Here is a 17760-nt window from a genome sequence, read left to right as displayed (position 1 = left end):
TGGCACTGAGTGAACGCGATGGTGGAAGGGTGGCGAAGAGATGGCCGACGACGTGACGTCGACCGAACGCAGCCGTGGCGGGATGAGTGAGCAGCGGCGCCGTCGCGTACGTCTGGAGATCTCGCGTGAGGCGGCCCGCCTGTTCTGGGCGCAGGGCGTCGACCGCACGAGCGGTGACCAGATCGCAGAGGCGGTGGGTCTGTCGACCCGTACCATCTGGCGGCATTTTCGCAGCAAGGAGAGCTGCGCGGAGCCGATCGTGGCGCAGAGCGTGGAGTGGGAGCTGGCCACGCTGCGCAGTTGGCCGCTGGACCGCTCTCTGGAGGAGCACTTCGCCACGGAGGCGAAGCGGTTGGTCAGCGAGATCAGTCCGTTGGAGCAGGCCGATGCCGGGCTGGGCATCAAGATGATTCGGTTGGCCGAGACCGAACCGGCCCTGCGCACGGCCTGGCTGATGGCCTGCGACCAGGTGGAACACGAACTGGCCGGGGTCATCGCGGCTCGCCTCGGACTCGAGCCCGACGGCCTTGAGGTGCGTCTGCACGCCGCGGCCGCTGCGGCCGCCCTGCGAGTGATCAACGAGTACGTCGGAGCCGGCCTTTTGGACGGCACTGATCCGCGGAAGCTCGGTGACGAGAATTTCGCCTTCATCGCGGACGCTGTCCGCACGGCCACCGGGGGCGCCGTGGGCGACCCAGTCCACATCGACGCGGCGCCCGCCGAGCCGGACGAGGGCGCCGTGCATCGACAGAAGTGAGCGGCGCCGCTTGAGCGGCACACTCCGATGGGGCTCAGTCAACGGATGGAGGAGGGGGCCGGCGGCCGCTCCACGCATCCGTATACGCGGTCGAATCCCCCTCGGACACCACACACACATCGACACCCGCCTCCGGCTTTCCACCGGGCGCGGGTGCTCGTCGTTTCGGCTCCTTCCCCTCTTCCGCGCCGCTCTGTGGCGCCTCGCGCCACTCCTCGGCGGCAGAACGATCCGTTCCGGTCAGCGCTCGCCGCGGTGCCCGTAAGAGGCGCGTCAAAGGCGTGCTGATCGCCGTATGGGACCCGTCAACGACGGTCGGATCCGGCCATGGGGCGGGGTTTCCTTCTTGCGTTGTCCGTTCGATCCGCTGTTCGGCGGATCTCCCCCGACCTCTTTCCAGGAGCTCGCGATGGCCGATGTGGCCTTCGTTATCGCCACGATCGCGGTGTTCGCGCTGGTGGCCTTTGTCGCCAAAGGGGTGACGAAGCTGTGACCGCCGAAAACGTCGTCGGCCTGATCGTGGCCGTCGCCCTGCTGGGCTATCTCGTCCTCGCCCTGATCTTCCCGGAGAGGTTCTGACCGTGACACTTGCTGCTACCGCAGCGGGCGACATGAGTCCCGTACTCGCCGGCGTGCTACAGCTGCTCGCCCTCATGGGGGCGCTGGCGCTCGCCTACGTCCCCCTCGGCGACTACATGGCCAGGGTCTACTCCTCCGACAAGCACGTGCGGGTGGAGAAGTGGATCTACAAGGGTATCGGTGCCAACCCCGACGCCGAGATGCGCTGGACCGCGTATCTGCGCGGGGTGCTGGCCTTCTCGGCGGCCGGGGTGCTCCTCCTCTATCTGCTGCAGCGGCTCCAGGGCGGCCTGCCCGGTTCGCTGGGGTTCTCCTCGATCGAGCCCGCGCAGGCGTTCGACACGGCCGCGTCCTTCGTGACGAACACCAACTGGCAGTCGTACGCCGGCGAGCAGACCATGGGCCACGTCGTGCAGACCGCCGGTCTGGCCGTGCAGAACTTCGTGTCGGCGGCGGTGGGCATCGCCGTCGCGGTGGCGCTGGTGCGTGGTTTCGCGCGCTCGCGCACCGGTGAGCTCGGGAACTTCTGGGCCGATCTGGTGCGCGGCACGGTCCGCGTCCTGGTGCCGGTGGCGGCGGTCGCCGCCGTGGTGCTGGTCGCCTGCGGGGCGATCCAGAACTTCTCCGGCATCCACGAGGTCGGCCAGTTCATGGGCGGCTCGCAGCAGTGGAACGGCGGCGCCGTGGCCTCGCAGGAGGCCATCAAGGAGCTGGGCACCAACGGCGGCGGGTACTTCAACGCCAACAGCGCCCACCCCTTCGAGAACCCGACCCCGTTCACCAACCTCTTCGAGATCTTCCTGATCCTGGTCATCCCGCTGGCGCTGACCCGTACCTTCGGCGTCATGGTCGGCTCGGTCAAGCAGGGCTACGCGATCCTGGCGACCATGGTCACCATCTGGGTCGGCTTCGTCGCCCTGCTGATGTGGACCGAGTTCGCCCACCACGGCCCGGCGCTTCAGGCCGCCGGTGGTGCGATGGAGGGCAAGGAGACCCGCTTCGGGGTGGGCGCCTCGGCGCTCTTCGGGGTGTCGACCACGCTCACCTCGACCGGGGCGGTGGACTCCTTCCACTCCTCCTTCACCGGCCTGGGCGGCGGCATCACCATGCTCGGCATGATGCTGGGGGAGATCGCGCCCGGCGGTGTGGGCTCCGGGCTCTACGGGATGCTGATCATGGCGATCATCGCGGTGTTCATCGCCGGGCTGATGGTCGGCCGTACGCCCGAGTACCTGGGCAAGAAGATCGGTTCCCGCGAGATCAAGCTGGCGGCCTGCTACATCCTGGTCACCCCGGCGCTGGTGCTGATCTTCACCGCCGCCTCCATGGCCCTGCCGACGCCGCCGAACTCGATGCTCAACTCCGGTGCGCACGGCTTCTCCGAGGTGCTGTACGCCTTCACCTCCGCCTCGAACAACAACGGCTCGGCCTTCGCGGGCCTGAACGCGAACACCGACTGGTACAACACCACGACCGGGCTCGCGATGCTGCTCGGCCGCTTCGTGCCCATGGTCTTCGTGCTGGCGCTCGCGGGCTCGCTCGCCGGGCAGCGGCCGGTCCCGGCCACCGCGGGCACTCTGCGCACCGAGAAGCCGCTGTTCACCGGGTTGTTGGTGGGCGCGATCCTGATCATCACCGGTCTGACGTACTTCCCGGCGCTGGCGCTGGGGCCGCTGGCCGAGGGGCTGGCGTGATGACCACCCGCATAGAAAACCACGAGGACGCCATGTCCACTGCCACTCCGACCAGGGCGCCGCACAGCGGCGTTCGCACCGGGCACACCCCGGCCGAGGACCGTGTCGGCGGGGGGCTCTTCGACCCCAAGCAGCTGCTGCGGTCGCTGCCGGACGCCTTCCGCAAGCTGGATCCGCGGGTGATGGTGAAGTCGCCCGTGATGTTCGTCGTGCTGGTCGGGTCCGTACTGACCACCGCGTTCTCCTTCACCGACCCGGGCGACTGGTTCGGCTGGGCGATCAGTGCCTGGCTGTGGCTGACCGTGGTCTTCGCCAATCTGGCGGAGGCGGTCGCCGAGGGCCGTGGCAAGGCGCAGGCCGACACCCTGCGCAAGGCCAAGACCGACACCATCGCGCGACGGCTGCCGGGGGACGGCTCGGAGGAGCGGATCCCCGGCACCGAGTTGAAGATCGGGGACCTGGTGGTCTGCGAGGCCGGCGATGTCATCCCCGGCGACGGCGATGTCGTGGAAGGCGTGGCCTCGGTCGACGAGTCGGCGATCACCGGCGAGTCGGCGCCGGTCATCCGGGAGTCCGGTGGCGACCGTTCGGCCGTGACCGGCGGGACGAAGGTGCTGTCCGACCGCGTCGTCATCAGGATCACCACCAAGCCGGGCGAGACCTTCATCGACCGGATGATCAACCTGGTGGAGGGCGCCGCACGGCAGAAGACGCCCAACGAGATCGCGCTGAACATCCTGCTCGCCTCGCTGACCATCGTCTTCCTGCTCGCCTGCGCCACACTGCCGCCGTTCGCGGATTACGCGGGCACGCATCTGACGATGGTGGTGCTGGTGGCGCTGCTGGTCTGTCTGATCCCGACGACGATCGGCGCGCTGCTGTCGGCGATCGGCATCGCGGGCATGGACCGGCTGGTGCAGCGCAATGTGCTGGCGATGTCGGGCCGGGCGGTGGAGGCCGCCGGCGACGTCTCCACGCTGCTGCTGGACAAGACCGGCACCATCACCCTGGGCAACCGGCAGGCGGCGGAGTTCGTGCCGGTGCGCGGCACCACCGAGGCCGAGGTGGCGGATGCCGCCCAGCTGTCCTCGCTGGCCGACGAGACCCCCGAGGGCCGGTCCGTCGTCGTCCTGGCGAAGGAGGCGTACGGGCTGCGCGAGCGCCACCAGGGCGAGCTGGTGGGCGCCGAGTGGATCGAGTTCACCGCGCAGACCCGGATGTCGGGTGTGGACATCGGCGAGCGGAAGATCCGCAAGGGGGCGGCCGGTTCGGTCGTCGCCTGGGTCCGGGAGCGGGGCGGTACGGTCGCCGAGGACGCGGACGCGGACCGGATCGCCCACCGGATCTCCGCGGCCGGGGGCACCCCGCTGCTGGTGGCCGTCCAGGACGGCAAGGGCGCTCGCGTACTGGGCGTGATCCACCTCAAGGACGTGGTCAAGGAGGGCATGCGGGAGCGGTTCGACGAGCTCCGCCGCATGGGCATCAAGACCGTCATGATCACGGGTGACAACCCGCTGACGGCCAAGGCGATCGCCGAGGAGGCGGGCATCGACGACTTCCTCGCCGAGGCCACGCCCGAGGACAAGATGGCCCTGATCAAGCGGGAGCAGGCGGGCGGCAAGCTGGTCGCGATGACCGGCGACGGCACCAACGACGCCCCCGCGCTGGCGCAGGCGGACGTCGGGGTGGCGATGAACACGGGGACGTCGGCCGCCAAGGAGGCCGGCAACATGGTCGACCTCGACTCCAACCCGACCAAGCTGATCGAGATCGTGGAGATCGGCAAGCAGTTGCTGATCACCCGGGGCGCGCTGACCACCTTCTCCATCGCCAACGATGTCGCGAAGTACTTCGCGATCATCCCGGCGCTGTTCGCGGCGGTCTACCCGGGCCTGGACAAGCTGAACATCATGCGGCTGTCCTCGCCGGACTCGGCGATCCTCTCCGCGGTCGTCTTCAACGCGCTGATCATCATCGCGCTGGTGCCGCTCGCCCTGAAAGGCGTGCGCTACCGGCCGATGAGCGCGGACCGGATGCTGCGGCGCAACCTCGGGATCTACGGTCTCGGCGGCCTGATCGCGCCCTTCGTCGGCATCAAGATCATCGACATCCTCATCTCCCTCATCCCCGGGATCGGCTGATCGCCATGAACCATTCCGTCACGAACACCGTCCGGCTGTTCGGCGCCGGGCTGCGCGCCCTGCTGATGCTGACCCTGGTGACGGGCGTCATCTACCCGCTGCTGGTCACCGGCGTCGCCCAGGGGCTGTTCCACGACAAGGCGAACGGCTCCGAGATCACGGCACACGGCAAGGTCGTCGGCTCCTCGCTGATCGGGCAGTCGTACGACCTGCCGCTGAAGAAGGGCCAGGAGACCCCGGATCCCGATCTGAAGTGGTTCCAGGGACGTCCGGCGAACGGCCTCGGCAGCAACAGTGTCAACACCCGGTACAAGCTGCTGCTGTCCGGAGCCACCAACCTCTCCGCCGACAGCGAGGATCTCCTCCAGCAGGTCCGGGACGCCAAGGCCGCGGTGGTCAGGAACAACTCGGTGCCCGGCTACACCGTCAAGCCGTCCCAGGTTCCCGCGGAGGCGGTGACGTCCTCCGGCTCCGGTCTGGACCCGCACATCTCCCCGCGGTACGCGAAGATCCAGGTCCATCGGGTCGCGGAGCGGAACGGGCTGTCCGTCGGCCAGGTGGAGCAGCTGGTCAGGGACAAGACCGAGGGCCGTACGGCCGGTTTCATCGGCGAGCCGCGGGTGAACGTCCTCGAACTGAACGTCGCGCTCAAGGATCTGGTGGCCCGGCGCTGAGGTTCAGCACCGGGGTTCGCGTGCCGAGGAGTTCCGCGGCCTTCGGCAACGGGAGCCGGCGGCCGGAGACATTCTCCGGCCGCCGGCTCTTCGTGCCGCTGGGCGGGGGAACCGCTGCGCTGGGGTATCGCTACGCGGGTGAACCGCTGCGCGGCCGCTCCGGCAGCACGGCCCGGTCGGGCGGGGACGCGGCGTCCGCGGTGGGCTTGGCGGGCTTGGTGGGCTTGGTGGTGGTGAGGTCCTCGATGCGGTCGGCGAACCCCGGCTCCGGCAGCGGGAGGTCGATATCGGGGTCGTCGGTGAAGTCGACGGCCTCGGCGACGTAGTGGATGACCGCCCTGGTGGCGGGCGGGACCTCCTGTCCCCTCTTCAGGCCGTGCAGGATGCGGAGGGCGGCGGCCATCTCATGGTCGGTGGCGGTCCAGTCCTCCACGGTGTCGGTGACCGGCGGGATGTCGTTGCCCGCCTGCTCATGCCACCACTCGAGCCATGCGTGCGCCTGTCCGTCCTCGCCCAGCGCCATGTGGTGGAGGTAGAGGCAGTACGCGGCGGCGGGGTCGCCCGCCCCGGCGGCGAACTGCCACCAGAGCTGGGCGTGATCCTCATGCCCGGCCAGCTGGAGCACGCAGCCCAGGACCCGGGAGCCGGGCGGTTCGAGGATGCGGCGGGTGAGGAAGTCCCGCAGCTGGGTCAGGGCGTTGGGCCGGGCGATGATCGCCTCGCACAGGGTGTGCAGATCCTGCGCCATCCGCTCGTCCGCCCCCGGCGCCGCGGCTCCGGCGGCCGCGGCGGTCCGCCGGTCCTGTTGCGGGGGGCGCTCCTGGGGCGGGGTGCCGCCGGGGTTGGCGTGGCGGGCGGCGAGCCGGGCCTCGGCGGCCTCGAAGTCGATGGGAGGGGTGGGGTTGAGCAGGGCCCGCGCGAGGATGCGGTCAATGGGTGAGGTCATCGGTTGTCCTTGGCCAGGAGTTGTTGCAGACGGCGGCGGGCGTAGCGGGCGGTGGAGCGGACACCGGCCTCGGTGATCCCGAGGTGGGTGGCGGTCTCGGCGACGCTGTAGCCGCGGCAGTGGAGCAGGATGACCACGTCCTGCTGGCGCTCGGGGAGTTTCTTGATCGCCTGATAGAGGTTCAGGCTCTCCTCCAGGGCGGCGATGGGGTCGACCGCGTCCTTGAGGATCGCGGTCTCGAAGGTCGCGTTGTCCAGGAGGGCGGGGCCCCGGTTGCGGGCCCTGGCGAGGTCGATGACCCGGTTCTTCATGACCTTCCAGGCGTAGGCGGCCGGGTTCTCCATGGTCAGCACCTTGGGCCAACAGCGCAGGAGTTGTTCGAAGGCGGCGTCGACGGCCTCTTCGGCGTCCGCGTGGTTGCCGAGGTAGACCATGGCCCGGTCGATGTACGCCTTCCGGTGGAGTTGGTGAAAGGCACGGAAGTCGGCGGGGAGTCCGGCGGTCATCGAGGTGATCTCGCGCGAGCGCGGGAAGTCGTTGGTCACAGGTCCCCTCCCTCCTGATTGTTGCGATGCAGTTCCGATACGCCGACGCGGACTCCCATCGCGGCCGCGCGGCGCAGGAGGGCGATGGCGTCACTGCCGAATACCCGGGTGACGAGTACGGCGGTGACGACGTTCACCACGGTTTGAAGATTCACCGGACTTCGCTGTCCTTCTGTTCGTCGTACGAGGGTGGCCCCCACACGCCCCGCGAGTGCGCCGTGTGCGCCCTCTGTTCAGATAGCGCGTACCAACGCCGGTTCGTGCATCGGATGAGCCTAAAATCTTACGGAACGCAGCGATCCAATTACGCAAATATGAAAATCTCATCGCCAGATTCGGGTGGTACGGGGTCGGCCTCCCGTACCACCCGCGCTGCCGCGGACCGTCGTAGGCGAGCGGCGGGCTACGGGGTGCCCGGCGGGTCTTTCCCCTCCCCGCCCCTTCCCGCTACCAGGGGCTCCGCCCCTGGCCCCCGGGGCGCGACGAGCCGCCGCGATCAGCTCACCGCCCAGGGCACCGACCGCGCCACCCGCGACGCGGTGACCGAGTAGCGGACCGGCGAGCAGACGGCCGGGGCGCCCCCAGGACAGGGGCTGCTCGCGCCGGGCGACGAGGGCGCGAACCTGCACCAGCGAGCTGAACGCCATCGAACGCCGACGCACCGGATGACCGGGCGGACACCCGCGCACATCCGGGCCGTCCGCCCGGAGTCCGGGGCGGAGCCCCGGTTTCGCTTCTCCCCTGGCCCCCGGGGGCTGCGACGAGCCGCCGCGATCAACTCACCGGCCAGGGCACCGACCGCGCCACCCGCGACGCGGTGGTCGCGCGGCTAACCGGTGACCAGGGGCGAGGGTGTCCGCGGGGCGGGCGCTGTTCGCGGCGGGCGGCGAGGGCGCGAACCTGCACCGGCGGGCTGATCGCGGTCGGCACACACTGGCGCAGCGGACAACCGGGCGGACGCCCGCGCACATCGTCCAGCCGGGATCCGGGGGCACAGCCTCACCAGGCGGCGGAGCCGCGTGGTGAGGCCGCGGGGAGGGGCGGGGAGGGGAACAGCCCGCCGCAGGCGTCGTGGGCCGCCGGGTTCCGCTAGCCGGTGAGCGTCTGGGTGCCCAGCACCGTGAGCAGGGCGAGGCGTTCGGCGTCCTCGGTGTCGGGCTCGGCGGTGTAGACCACGACGCGCAGATCGCTGCCCGCCACGGTGAGCACATCGCAGTCCAGCGTCAGCGGGCCCACCCGTGGATGGTCGATGGTCTTGCGCGATGCCTCGTGGTGGCCCACCGCGCCGGAGTCCCACAGCTCGGCGAACCGCTCGCTGTGCGCGCGCAGCTCCGCGACCAGCCGCCGCAGCCGCTGGTCGGCCGGGTAGCGGGCGGCGGCCGTACGGAGGTCGGCGACCAGCGCGGACTGGAACTCGGTCCGATCCTCATGCGTCTGCCGGGAGCTGGTGTCCTCGCTGACGAAATGGCGCCAGACCGCGTTGCGCTCGTTGCCGCGCCACCGGGACGGATCGCCCCTCAGGGCCACATACGGCGGATTGGCCATGAGCAGCGTCCAGGACGCGTCGCTCACGGCCACGGGCGTTCCGGTCAGCCGGTCCAGCAGCCGCTGGACGCTCGGGGTGATGTACGCGGGGACCGTCTCGGGGCCCGGTGGGGCCAGCCCGGCCAGCCGGAAGAGGTGGGCGCGCTCGGCCGCCGACAGCCGTAGCGCCCTGGCCAGGGCCTCGACGACCTGGGTCGAGGGATGGGAGGCCCGGCCCTGTTCGAGGCGGGTGACGTAGTCGACGGAGATCCCGGCGAGCAGGCCTAGCTCCTCACGGCGCAGCCCGGCCGCGCGCCGCTGTCCGCCGGCCGGCAGCCCGGCGGCCTCCGGCGGGACCCGGTCCCGCCAGCGCCGTACCGCCTGCCCGAACTCCGTGGTCGCCATGGTCACCAGTCTGCACCCCGGACCGGGGACGAGCCTGGTACCCGCGGTCCCAGGAAGACGGAGCACCTGGCTGCCCGCCCGGCCCGGACGCAGCCTGGAGTCATGACGACAACACTCATCACCGGAGCGAACAAAGGTCTCGGCTTCGAGACCGCCCGCCGTCTGATCGCCGCGGGCCACACCGTCTATCTGGGCAGCCGGGACGCCGAGCGCGGACGCCGGGCCGCCGAGCGGCTGGGGGCGCGGCTGGTCGTCCTCGATGTCACCGATGACGCGTCCGTGGCCGCCGCCGCGAAGACCATCGAGGCCGACGGCGGACTGGATGTACTGATCAACAACGCCGGTATCGAGGCGCGGACGCCGGACGGCGGGGTGATCGGCGCCACCGAGGTCACCGCCGACATGATGAAGGAGGTCTTCGAGACGAACGTCTTCGGCGTGGTGCGGGTCACCCACGCCTTCCTGCCGCTGCTGCGGCGGTCCGCCGCGCCGGTCGTGGTCAATGTCAGCAGCGGGCTGGCCTCGCTGGAGCGGGTCTCCACCCCGGGCACCCTCGTGCACGCCTATCCGGGCGTCGCCTATCCGGCGTCGAAGGCCACGGTCAACATGGTCACCGTGCAGTACGCGAAGGCGTTCCCGGAGATGCGGATCAACGCCGTGGAGCCCGGCTACACCGCGACGGACCTCAACGCGCACAACGGTCACCAGACCGTCGAGGAGGGCGCCGAGATCATCGTCCGTATGGCGACGGTGGGCCCGGACGGGCCGACGGGAGGCTACTTCGACATCGAAGGCACCCTCCCCTGGTAGCGGGCGGCGGGCTCGTCGGCGCCGCCGCGCTCACTGCGCCCGGCTCTCCCTGGTGCGCCACAGCCACCTGATGTCGCGGGCGAAGGACCAGCTGAGCAGGGTCAGGGCCAGCAGGGCGGCGCCGAAGGCCGCCGGATACGGGAGCACATCGGCGCCGACGACCAGCAGCAGGACGCCCTGGAGCGCGGCCACCGTCTTGCGGGCCGTGCTCGGGGGCAGCCGGCCGTTCAGCCAGGGCAGCACCCATGCCGCGGCGACGAAGGCGTAGCGCATGGCGCCGATCAGCAGCACCCAGGGGCCGAGGAAGGTGGCCACGTAGATGCTGAGCACCAGGATGAGGACGGCGTCGACCTCCATGTCGAACCGCGCGCCCAGGGAGGACGAGGTGCCGGTGCGGCGCGCCACCTGTCCGTCGACCGCGTCGAGGATCAGCGCGACCGCGGTGAGGGATACCAGGGCGGTGACCGGCGTCGGGCTCTCGAAGGAGTCGGCGACCAGCGCGGTCACCCCGCCGACGAGTGTGGCCCGCGCCAGCGTGACGCGGTTGGCCGCGCCGAAGGAGGCGAGCCAGGACCGTTGCAGGGCGCGGGTGAGCACCGCCCAGGTGGCGACCGCGAAGGCCAGGCCGGTCAGCCAGCCCGCGGGTCCCAGGTCGATCGCCGTGCCGAGCAGGACGAGCAACAGCAGCTGCGCGGCCGCGCCCGCGGCTGTCTCATTGCGCAACAGCGTCGTGTTGTAGGGATTGTTCAGGGCCACCGTGCACCCTCCGGGCTGTGTGGCGGAGTGAATGGGTGCCGCGTACCGTGTTCGCGGCTTCATGGTCATCCGTACGTGGGCCACCGTCCGATTGTTCAGCCCCTCAGGAGAACGTCGTATGACGCGCACCGCCCGTGCCTTCTGGCTCCGCTCCCCCGGCCATGGCGAGATACGGGAGGTGGACCTGGCCGAACCCGGCCCCGGGGACGTGGTGGTGCGCACGCTGTGCTCCGGGGTGAGCCGCGGTACGGAGACCCTGGTCTTCCGCGGTGGCGTACCGGAGAGCCAGTACTCCGCGATGCGCGCGCCGTTCCAGGAAGGCGAGTTCCCGGGGCCGGTGAAGTACGGCTATCTCAATGTGGGTCTGGTCGAGGAGGGACCGGCGTCCCTGCGGGGGCGCACCGTCTTCAGTCTGTATCCGCATCAGACCCGCTATGTGGTCCCGGCGAGCGCGGTGACCCCGGTGCCGGAGGGCGTGCCCGCGCCGCGCGCGGTGCTGGCGGGGACGGTGGAGACCGCGGTGAACGCCGCATGGGACGCCGCGCCGCTGCTGGGCGACCGGATCGCGGTGGTGGGGGCGGGGATGGTGGGTGCCTCCGTCGCGGCGGTGCTGTCCCGGTTCCCGGCCGTACGGGTGCAGCTGGTGGACGCCGAGCCGGCGCGCGCGGAGGTCGCGCGGGCGCTCGGGGTGGACTTCGCGCTCCCCGGCGAGGCGGCGGGCGACCTCGATCTGGTGGTGCACGCCAGCGCCACCGAACAGGGGCTCGCGCGCTCGCTGGAGCTCCTCGCCCCGGAGGGCACCGTACTGGAGCTGAGCTGGTACGGGGACCGGCGGATCGGCCTGCCGCTGGGCGAGGCGTTCCACTCCCGGCGGCTGACGGTGCGCAGCAGCCAGGTGGGGACGGTGTCCCCGGCCCGGGGCGCCCGCCGCTCCTACGGCGACCGGATGGCGCTGGCGCTCGAACTGCTCGCCGACCCCGCCTTCGACGCCCTCGTCACCGGCGAATGCGGTTTCGAGGAGCTTCCCGGGGTGCTTCCGAGGCTCGCGTCGGGCGAGATTCCGGGGCTGTGCCATCGGGTTCGCTACGACGCGGAATCTGCCGTGTCGCCCGGCTGAACACGGGGAACGCGACGGCCGTACTAGAGGGCGTGCCCCGGCCGAGGGCCCGACGCGCCGTATCTGGAGGGTCATCCGTTGTTCAGCATCACCGTTCGCGATCACATCATGATCGCTCACAGTTTTCGCGGCGAGGTCTTCGGACCCGCGCAGCGGTTGCACGGGGCGACGTTCCTCGTGGACGCCACCTTCCGCCGTGCCGAGTTGGACGACGACAACATCGTCGTCGACATCGGCCTGGCCACCCGTGAGCTCGGGGAGGTGTGCGGCGCGCTCAGCTATCGCAACCTCGACGACGAACCCGATTTCAAGGGGATCAACACCTCCACCGAGTTCCTCGCCAAGGTGATCGCCGACCGCCTCGCCGAGCGGGTGCGCTCGGGGGCGCTGGGCGAGGGCGCCCGGGGCCTGTCCGGGATCACCATCACGCTGCATGAGTCGCATGTCGCCTGGGCGAGTTACGAGCGTGGCCTATGAGCCCGGCCGCACCGCGCACGGTGCACTTCGTGATGCCCGGCGGCGTGGCCGACCCGGCCGCGCCGAGCGGCGGCAACGTCTACGACCGGCGGATCTGCCGGGATCTGCCCGGCTCCGGCTGGCGGGTCGAGGAGCACGCCATCGCGGGCGACTGGCCCCAGCCGGGCCCGGCCGCCCACGCCGAGCTGGCCCGGCTCCTGACCGCGCTGGCGGACGGCACGCTCGTCCTGCTCGACGGGCTGGTGGCCTGTGCGCTCCCCTACATCGTCGTCCCGCAGGCCCAGCGGCTGCGGCTGTCGGTGCTGGTGCATCTGCCGCTGAGCGACGAGACGGGGCTGGCCCCCGGCCGGGCCGAGGATCTGAAGGCGCTGGAGGGCCGGACGCTGCGCGCGGTGCGGACGGTGGTGGCCACCAGTGCCTGGGCGGCCGGGCGGCTGGTGGATCTGCACGGGCTGGTCCCGGACCGGGTCCATGTGGCGGCGCCCGGCGCCGACATCGCGCCCCTCGCCTCCTCCGGCGGAGACGGCTCACGGCTGCTGTGCGTGGCCTCGGTGACCCCGCGCAAGGGACACCTGCGGCTGGTCGAGGCGCTCGCGCGGATCGATGATCTGCCCTGGGCCTGCGACTGTGTGGGCTCCCTCGAACAGGACCGGGAGTACGCCGCCCGGCTCCGGGAGCTGGTCGAGAAGCTGGGCGTGGCCGACCGGGTGCGTCTGCTCGGCCCGAGGACCGGCGCCGAGCTGGACGCCGGTTATGCCTCCGCCGACGCGATGGTGCTCGCCTCGTACGCCGAGACCTACGGCATGGCGGTGACCGAGGCGCTGGCCCGGGGGATCCCGGTGCTGGCCACGGCCGTCGGCGGGGTTCCGGAGGCGGTCGGGCAGGCGCCCGACGGCAGGGTGCCGGGCATCCTCGTCGACCCGGACGACCCCGACGCGCTCACGGCGGCGCTGCGCCGCTGGCTGGGCGACCCCGGTGCGCGCCGCCGGCTCACCGCCGCCGCGCACGAGCGGCGCACCGCGCTGGCCGGGTGGGAGAACACCACCCGCAATCTGGCCGGTGCGCTGGAACAGCTCCGAGACGAACCGCGGAGGGCCGCGTGAAGACGACCGACGTACCGCGTTACACCCCCGACTGGCTGGAGCTGCGGGAGGGCGCCGACGCGGCGGCCCGCTCCGCCGAACTCCTCGAGGCGCTCGGCCCCCGGCTGTCCGGCCCGCCGCTGGTGATCCACGACCTGGGCTGCGGCACCGGCTCCATGGGACGCTGGCTGGCGCCCCGGCTGAGCGGTCCGCAGCTGTGGATCCTGCACGACCGCGACCCCGATCTGCTGGACCGGGCGGCGGTGCGGATGCCCCGGGCGGCCACCGACGGCAGCCGCATCACCGTCGCGACGGCGCGCGGCGACCTCTCCCGGCTGACCGCGAGCACGCTGGACGGCGCCTCGCTGGTGACGGCGTCCGCGCTGCTGGACGTGCTCACCCCGGAGGAGGTGGACGGGATCGCCGCGGCCTGCGCCGAGGCGGAGTGCCCGGCGCTGCTGGCGCTGTCCGTGGTGGGGCGGGTCGAGCTCACCCCGGCCGACCCGATGGACGCGGAGATCACCGAGGCGTTCAACGCCCATCAGCGGCGCGGCGGTCTGGTGGGCCCCGACGCGATGGCGGTGGCCTCCGAGGCGTTCGCCCGGCACGGCGCGACGGTACGGACCCACGCCAGCCCCTGGGTGCTGGGCGCCGAGCACTCCGCGCTGACGGCCGAGTGGCTGCGGGGCTGGGTGGGCGCGGCCGTGGAGCACCGGCCGGAGCTCGGCGCGCACGCCGAGGCGTATCTGCGCCGCCGGCTGGCGATGGCCGCGGCGGGCGCGCTGCGGGTGGTGGTGCACCACCACGATCTGCTGGCGCTGCCCGCGCCCCGCACGCTGGGGGCGGCCGCGTGACCGGCGCGCTGCGGGCCCGGCTCGGGGCAGCCGCGGGCGTCGCCATCCTCGGGGTGGTGCTGTGGCGGCTGGGCACCGGGGCCTTCGTCGAGGGCCTGCGCACCATCGACGGGCTCACCCTGCTGGCGGCGGTCGGCCTCGGCCTGCTCACCACGGTCTTCAGCGCCTGGCGCTGGTGTCTGGTGGCGCGGGGGCTGCGGATCAGGCTGCCGCTGGGCCCCGCCGTCGCCGACTACTACCGCGCGCTGTTCCTCAACGCCGCGCTGCCCGGCGGGGTGCTCGGCGATGTGCACCGCGCGGTGCGGCACGGGCGGGACGCGGGGGATGTCGGCCGGGGCGTGCGCGCGGTGGTGCTGGAGCGGGTCGCGGGCCAGGTGGTGCTGATCGCGGTGGGGGTGGCGATCCTGCTGGCCCACCCCTCGCCGGCCCTGGAACACACCGGCCGGCTGTTCGGCGGGCCGACCACGGCATGGGTACTGGCCGCGGGGGGTGTCCTGTCGCTCCTCGCGGTGGTGGCCGTCCGGCGCCGCCGCCGTGCGGCGCCGGTGGCCGGGCGGCGGCGCGGCGCGGTCCGCGGCGCGCTCCTCGAGGCGCGCCGCGGGCTGCTGGCCCGGGGCAGCTGGCCGGGGGTGGTGATCTCCTCGGTGGTGGTGCTGGCCGGGCATCTGACGACGTTCGTCCTGGCCGCGCGGGTGGCGGGGTCAGACGCCCCGCTGACCGAGCTGGTGCCCCTGATGGTGCTCGCCCTGATCGCCATGGCCCTGCCGCTGAACGTCGGCGGCTGGGGCCCCCGCGAGGGCGTGACCGCCTGGGCCTTCGGCGCCGCGGGCCTCGGCGCGAGCCAGGGGCTGACGGTGGCCGTGGTCTACGGGGCGCTCACCTTCGCCGCGAGCCTCCCCGGTGTCGTGGTGCTGGCCGTCCAGTGGTGCGGCCGGCTGCGGGGCCGACAGGTCGAGTTCGAAGAGGGTGTCCTCGCCGAGGGTGTCGCGGCGGACCGGCGGGCGGAGCGCGTTGCGCATGACCGTCGTACCGTCGAAGCGCAGCCCGGGGATGCCGTCGCCGAGCAGGACCGGGGCCACCGTGACGTAGAGCCGGTGCAGCGCCCCCGCGTGCAGGAAGCGCGACACGGTGACCCCGCCGCCCTCGACGAGTATCCGGCCGAGCCCGCGCCGCCGAAGCGCCCGCACCAGGTGGTGGGGGGCAAAGGCGTCCGGGTCGTCAAGCGTCAGCACGTCCACGCCGTCCGGCGGCGCCGACCGGCGCTCACCGGTGGTGCCCACCACCCACAGGGTCGGAGCTGAGCCATCGGTGAACACCCGTCGGTCGAGCGGCACCCGTCCGCGCGGATCGAGAACGACCCGCACCGGGTGGGCGCCCGCGCAGGCGCGCACGGTCAGCTGGGGGTCGTCCGCGACGGCGGTGCCGGCCCCGACGACCACCGCGTCGGCGAGGGCGCGCAGCCGGTGGAGATGGCGGCGGTCCTCCTCGCCGGTGACGTAGTCGGCGTCGCCGGTGCGGGTGGCGATGAAGCCGTCCAGGCTCTGGCCGAGCTGAGCGATGGTCAGCCGCGGCCCGGCCAGGCACATCGGGAGATAGCGGTCGACCAGGAGCCGGGCCTCCGGCGAGGCGGCCTCGTTCCACCGCCACCGGCCGTCCGGACCCCGGACCAGACCGGCGGCCCCGGTGTCCGCCTCGGTCCGGACGGAGCGCAGCCGCTCCCATGCCTCTTCCGTCTCCAGGAAGGTCATCACGCCTCCTTCTCGGCACCGACCAGGGAAAGATACTCGGCGAAGCAGTCGACGAGCCCGGCCAGGAGTTCCTTTCCCTTCTCCGCGGATGCCCTGGACGGACGGCCGACGACCCCGGACTCGGTATAGGCCGACATACCGAGGGTGAGCAGATGTTTCCGATCGTCGGATATCCAGTCGGAGGTTTCATGACCGGGCCTTACGAGTTCCGGATGGGCATGCAGGAGGATCGATGTCTCCAGTTCGCCCGCATGCATATCGCTGTTGGCCGGGGTGCGTACTCCGGCGCGTGTCCTGGCGGCCTCCCAGTCGGCCGATCCGGGGAATAGCGCCATGCGGAAGTCAGTGCCCGCGGATTCCTGGACGATGTTGCGCAGTACGTAATTTCCGCCGTGCCCGTTCACCAGAATCAGACCGCGTATACCCGAGCGCCTGAGTGAGTCCGCGATATCGCGGACCACGGCGTAGAGGGTGGCCGCGGATATCGACACCGTCCCTGGCCAGGCGGCGTGTTCATGGGAGCAGGAGACCGTCACCGGGGGCAGTTGGAGCACCGGATACGCGGCCGCGATCTCGGCTGCGACCGTGCAGGCGATGACCGTGTCGGTCACCAGTGGGAGAAATGCGCCGTGTTGTTCGAAGCTGCCTACGGGAAGAACGGCGACATCGGCCCGGTCGGCCCGCACTTCCTCCGTCGTCCGTGTCGGCAACACCATGCCGGCCTGCGGGCGCGTTCTCGAACCGCTCATATCTCGTGGACCTTTCATGTGTCGGCCGGACAGCTTGTTGCTGCGGCTTTCTCATTCTCCTGTACAAGGGCGGTGGTTTTCCAGATAAGATCGGGACATGACAGAAAGTGATGGCGTGTTCGATGTCGACACCCGCACCTCGGGTGTCGAACGAGTGGTGAATGTCCGACTGGCCACGAAGCATGGCGACTTTCTCGCGATCGGCTATCGGGACCTCGTGCGCGGTGATGAACAAATAGCGCTGGTATATGGCGATGTCGGCGGGGAGGAAGCGCTTACCCGGCTGCATTCCGAGTGCCTCACCGGAGACGCGTTCGGCTCCCGTCACTGCGAGTGCGGCGACCAGCTCTCCGCCGCGCTGAAGGCGATCGCGGCCGAAGGCCGGGGCGTTCTGGTGTATCTGAGGGGCCATGAGGGGCGCGGGATCGGACTGCTCGCCAAGCTCCAGGCGATGAAGCTCCAGTCCGAGGGGCTGGACACCGTCGAGGCCAACCTCGCCCTCGGCCTGCCGGCGGACGCCCGTGACTACAAGGTGGCGGCGGATGTGCTGCACGACCTCGAGGTGCGCTCCGTGCGGCTGCTGTCCAACAACCCCCAGAAGCGGGACGCGCTGCTGCGGCACGGCGTCCGGGTCAGCGAGCAGGTGCCGCTGCTGATGACTCCGCACAAGGAGAACCTCCCGTATCTGCTCACCAAGCGGGACCGCATGGACCACTATCTGCCCCATCTGGAAGCCGTGATCCAGCACACCTGAAGGAGGCCCTGGCCCCGGGCCGCGGCCTGGTCCACCGGTGCAGGTCGGACGTGGGCCGCGGCCCGTATCGGTGCGGAGTTTCGGCGTGACCATACCGCCGAACGGGCGATCAGTACCCATATGTCCCAGAATGGGGGTGCCCCGTGAC

18 protein-coding genes and 2 pseudogenes are annotated in these 17760 nt (G+C 71.4%); 13 read left to right on the top strand and 7 right to left on the bottom strand.

Translation table 11 applies throughout. The annotated features are described in order from the left end of the window. Positions 1–40 precede the first annotated feature (40 nt). The 6 genes from ACMTAK_RS38590 (at position 41) to ACMTAK_RS38565 (ending at position 5845) form a co-directional block, all read left to right on the top strand. Positions 41–757: a TetR/AcrR family transcriptional regulator gene (locus ACMTAK_RS38590; RefSeq protein ID WP_413810448.1), complete on the top strand. Its 717-nt coding sequence runs from the start codon at positions 41–43 to the stop codon at positions 755–757. 295 nt (positions 758–1052) lie between these two features. Then, complete coding sequence (locus ACMTAK_RS38585; RefSeq protein WP_413810447.1) at positions 1053–1250, top strand: hypothetical protein; 198 nt, start codon at positions 1053–1055, stop codon at positions 1248–1250. Further along, positions 1247–1336, top strand: coding sequence for a K(+)-transporting ATPase subunit F (gene kdpF / locus ACMTAK_RS38580; protein ID WP_018566520.1), 90 nt, complete (start codon positions 1247–1249; stop codon positions 1334–1336). Before ACMTAK_RS38585 ends, kdpF begins: the two co-directional genes overlap by 4 nt. 32 nt (positions 1337–1368) lie before the next feature. After that, positions 1369–3030, top strand: coding sequence for a potassium-transporting ATPase subunit KdpA (gene kdpA, locus ACMTAK_RS38575; protein ID WP_413813130.1), 1662 nt, complete (start codon positions 1369–1371; stop codon positions 3028–3030). Further along, positions 3030–5171, top strand: coding sequence for a potassium-transporting ATPase subunit KdpB (gene kdpB, locus ACMTAK_RS38570; protein ID WP_413810446.1), 2142 nt, complete (start codon positions 3030–3032; stop codon positions 5169–5171). The genes kdpA and kdpB overlap by 1 nt, the downstream gene beginning before the upstream one ends. Before the next feature lie 5 nt (positions 5172–5176). Further along, a complete protein-coding gene (locus tag ACMTAK_RS38565; protein WP_413810445.1) occupies positions 5177–5845 on the top strand; it encodes a potassium-transporting ATPase subunit C in 669 nt (222 codons plus the stop codon). A 130-nt stretch (positions 5846–5975) separates the two neighbouring features. Here ACMTAK_RS38565 and ACMTAK_RS38560 read toward each other — a convergent pair whose 3' ends face one another. The 4 genes from ACMTAK_RS38560 to ACMTAK_RS38545 all read right to left on the bottom strand — a co-directional run bounded on the left by ACMTAK_RS38560 (position 5976) and on the right by ACMTAK_RS38545 (position 9265). After that, positions 5976–6791, bottom strand: a complete 816-nt coding sequence (locus ACMTAK_RS38560; protein ID WP_413810444.1) for a hypothetical protein — start codon at positions 6789–6791, stop codon at positions 5976–5978. Further along, positions 6788–7336, bottom strand: a complete 549-nt coding sequence (locus tag ACMTAK_RS38555; protein WP_078956986.1) for a sigma-70 family RNA polymerase sigma factor — start codon at positions 7334–7336, stop codon at positions 6788–6790. Before ACMTAK_RS38555 ends, ACMTAK_RS38560 begins: the two co-directional genes overlap by 4 nt. Next, positions 7333–7491: a hypothetical protein gene (locus tag ACMTAK_RS38550; RefSeq protein WP_413810443.1), complete on the bottom strand. Its 159-nt coding sequence runs from the start codon at positions 7489–7491 to the stop codon at positions 7333–7335. The genes ACMTAK_RS38555 and ACMTAK_RS38550 overlap by 4 nt, the downstream gene beginning before the upstream one ends. A 934-nt stretch (positions 7492–8425) precedes the next feature. After that, on the bottom strand, positions 8426–9265 hold the full coding sequence (locus ACMTAK_RS38545; protein WP_413810442.1) for a helix-turn-helix transcriptional regulator: 840 nt from the start codon (positions 9263–9265) through the stop codon (positions 8426–8428). 102 nt (positions 9266–9367) lie between these two features. Between ACMTAK_RS38545 and ACMTAK_RS38540 the strand changes: the two genes are divergently transcribed. After that, positions 9368–10075 carry an SDR family oxidoreductase gene (locus ACMTAK_RS38540; protein ID WP_413810441.1) on the top strand — a complete coding sequence of 236 codons (708 nt, stop codon included), beginning with the start codon at positions 9368–9370 and terminating at the stop codon, positions 10073–10075. Between the two features lie 30 nt (positions 10076–10105). On the opposite strand, the gene ACMTAK_RS38535 is transcribed toward ACMTAK_RS38540, so the two are convergent. After that, positions 10106–10831, bottom strand: a complete 726-nt coding sequence (locus ACMTAK_RS38535) for a CDP-alcohol phosphatidyltransferase family protein (protein ID WP_413810440.1) — start codon at positions 10829–10831, stop codon at positions 10106–10108. Between the two features lie 118 nt (positions 10832–10949). Here ACMTAK_RS38535 and ACMTAK_RS38530 point away from each other — a divergent pair, with 118 nt between their 5' ends. The 5 genes and pseudogenes from ACMTAK_RS38530 to ACMTAK_RS38510 form a co-directional block, all read left to right on the top strand. Continuing rightward, entirely contained in the window at positions 10950–11948 is a 999-nt protein-coding gene (locus ACMTAK_RS38530) for a zinc-dependent alcohol dehydrogenase (protein ID WP_413810439.1), read from the top strand. A 78-nt stretch (positions 11949–12026) separates the two neighbouring features. Then, entirely contained in the window at positions 12027–12425 is a 399-nt protein-coding gene (locus tag ACMTAK_RS38525; RefSeq protein ID WP_413810438.1) for a 6-pyruvoyl trahydropterin synthase family protein, read from the top strand. After that, positions 12422–13528, top strand: coding sequence for a glycosyltransferase family 4 protein (locus ACMTAK_RS38520; RefSeq protein ID WP_413810437.1), 1107 nt, complete (start codon positions 12422–12424; stop codon positions 13526–13528). The genes ACMTAK_RS38525 and ACMTAK_RS38520 overlap by 4 nt, the downstream gene beginning before the upstream one ends. Continuing rightward, the gene (locus ACMTAK_RS38515) at positions 13525–14361 is read left to right on the top strand and encodes a class I SAM-dependent methyltransferase (protein WP_413810436.1); all 837 of its coding nucleotides are present in this window, start codon (positions 13525–13527) and stop codon (positions 14359–14361) included. Before ACMTAK_RS38520 ends, ACMTAK_RS38515 begins: the two co-directional genes overlap by 4 nt. Beyond that, positions 14358–15197 (top strand): annotated as a pseudogene (locus ACMTAK_RS38510) (lysylphosphatidylglycerol synthase transmembrane domain-containing protein); the annotation flags it as partial. The gene ACMTAK_RS38515 and the pseudogene ACMTAK_RS38510, both read left to right, overlap by 4 nt. A gap of 276 nt (positions 15198–15473) precedes the next feature. Here the strand turns inward: ACMTAK_RS38510 and ACMTAK_RS38505 are convergent. Together ACMTAK_RS38505 and ACMTAK_RS38500 are read right to left on the bottom strand one after the other, a co-directional pair. After that, positions 15474–15947, bottom strand: a pseudogene (locus ACMTAK_RS38505) (RibD family protein); the annotation flags it as partial. Positions 15948–16108: 161 nt separating this feature from the next. Next, a complete protein-coding gene (locus ACMTAK_RS38500) occupies positions 16109–16858 on the bottom strand; it encodes a creatininase family protein (RefSeq protein WP_413810435.1) in 750 nt (249 codons plus the stop codon). Positions 16859–16955: 97 nt separating this feature from the next. Here ACMTAK_RS38500 and ribA point away from each other — a divergent pair, with 97 nt between their 5' ends. Continuing rightward, on the top strand, positions 16956–17612 hold the full coding sequence (gene ribA / locus ACMTAK_RS38495; RefSeq protein WP_413810434.1) for a GTP cyclohydrolase II: 657 nt from the start codon (positions 16956–16958) through the stop codon (positions 17610–17612). Positions 17613–17760: the final 148 nt, after the last annotated feature.

Origin of the sequence: Streptomyces lacaronensis (genome assembly GCF_047337785.1) — a bacterium.
Classification (GTDB): Bacteria; Actinomycetota; Actinomycetes; order Streptomycetales; family Streptomycetaceae; genus Streptomyces; species Streptomyces lycopersici.
This window is presented reverse-complemented; position numbering and strand designations above follow the sequence as displayed.

What these genes read in the sequence shown, in the direction of transcription:
- ACMTAK_RS38560 (WP_413810444.1), bottom strand. Translation starts at nt 6,791, where the DNA reads ATGACCTCACCCATTGACCGCATCCTCGCGCGGGCCCTGCTCAACCCC.
- ACMTAK_RS38590 (WP_413810448.1), top strand. Translation starts at nt 41, where the DNA reads ATGGCCGACGACGTGACGTCGACCGAACGCAGCCGTGGCGGGATGAGT.
- ACMTAK_RS38520 (WP_413810437.1), top strand. Translation starts at nt 12,422, where the DNA reads ATGAGCCCGGCCGCACCGCGCACGGTGCACTTCGTGATGCCCGGCGGC.
- ACMTAK_RS38540 (WP_413810441.1), top strand. Translation starts at nt 9,368, where the DNA reads ATGACGACAACACTCATCACCGGAGCGAACAAAGGTCTCGGCTTCGAG.
- ACMTAK_RS38530 (WP_413810439.1), top strand. Translation starts at nt 10,950, where the DNA reads ATGACGCGCACCGCCCGTGCCTTCTGGCTCCGCTCCCCCGGCCATGGC.
- ACMTAK_RS38500 (WP_413810435.1), bottom strand. Translation starts at nt 16,858, where the DNA reads ATGAGCGGTTCGAGAACGCGCCCGCAGGCCGGCATGGTGTTGCCGACA.
- ribA (WP_413810434.1), top strand. Translation starts at nt 16,956, where the DNA reads ATGACAGAAAGTGATGGCGTGTTCGATGTCGACACCCGCACCTCGGGT.
- ACMTAK_RS38545 (WP_413810442.1), bottom strand. Translation starts at nt 9,265, where the DNA reads ATGGCGACCACGGAGTTCGGGCAGGCGGTACGGCGCTGGCGGGACCGG.
- kdpA (WP_413813130.1), top strand. Translation starts at nt 1,369, where the DNA reads ATGAGTCCCGTACTCGCCGGCGTGCTACAGCTGCTCGCCCTCATGGGG.
- ACMTAK_RS38565 (WP_413810445.1), top strand. Translation starts at nt 5,177, where the DNA reads ATGAACCATTCCGTCACGAACACCGTCCGGCTGTTCGGCGCCGGGCTG.
- ACMTAK_RS38585 (WP_413810447.1), top strand. Translation starts at nt 1,053, where the DNA reads ATGGGACCCGTCAACGACGGTCGGATCCGGCCATGGGGCGGGGTTTCC.
- kdpB (WP_413810446.1), top strand. Translation starts at nt 3,030, where the DNA reads ATGACCACCCGCATAGAAAACCACGAGGACGCCATGTCCACTGCCACT.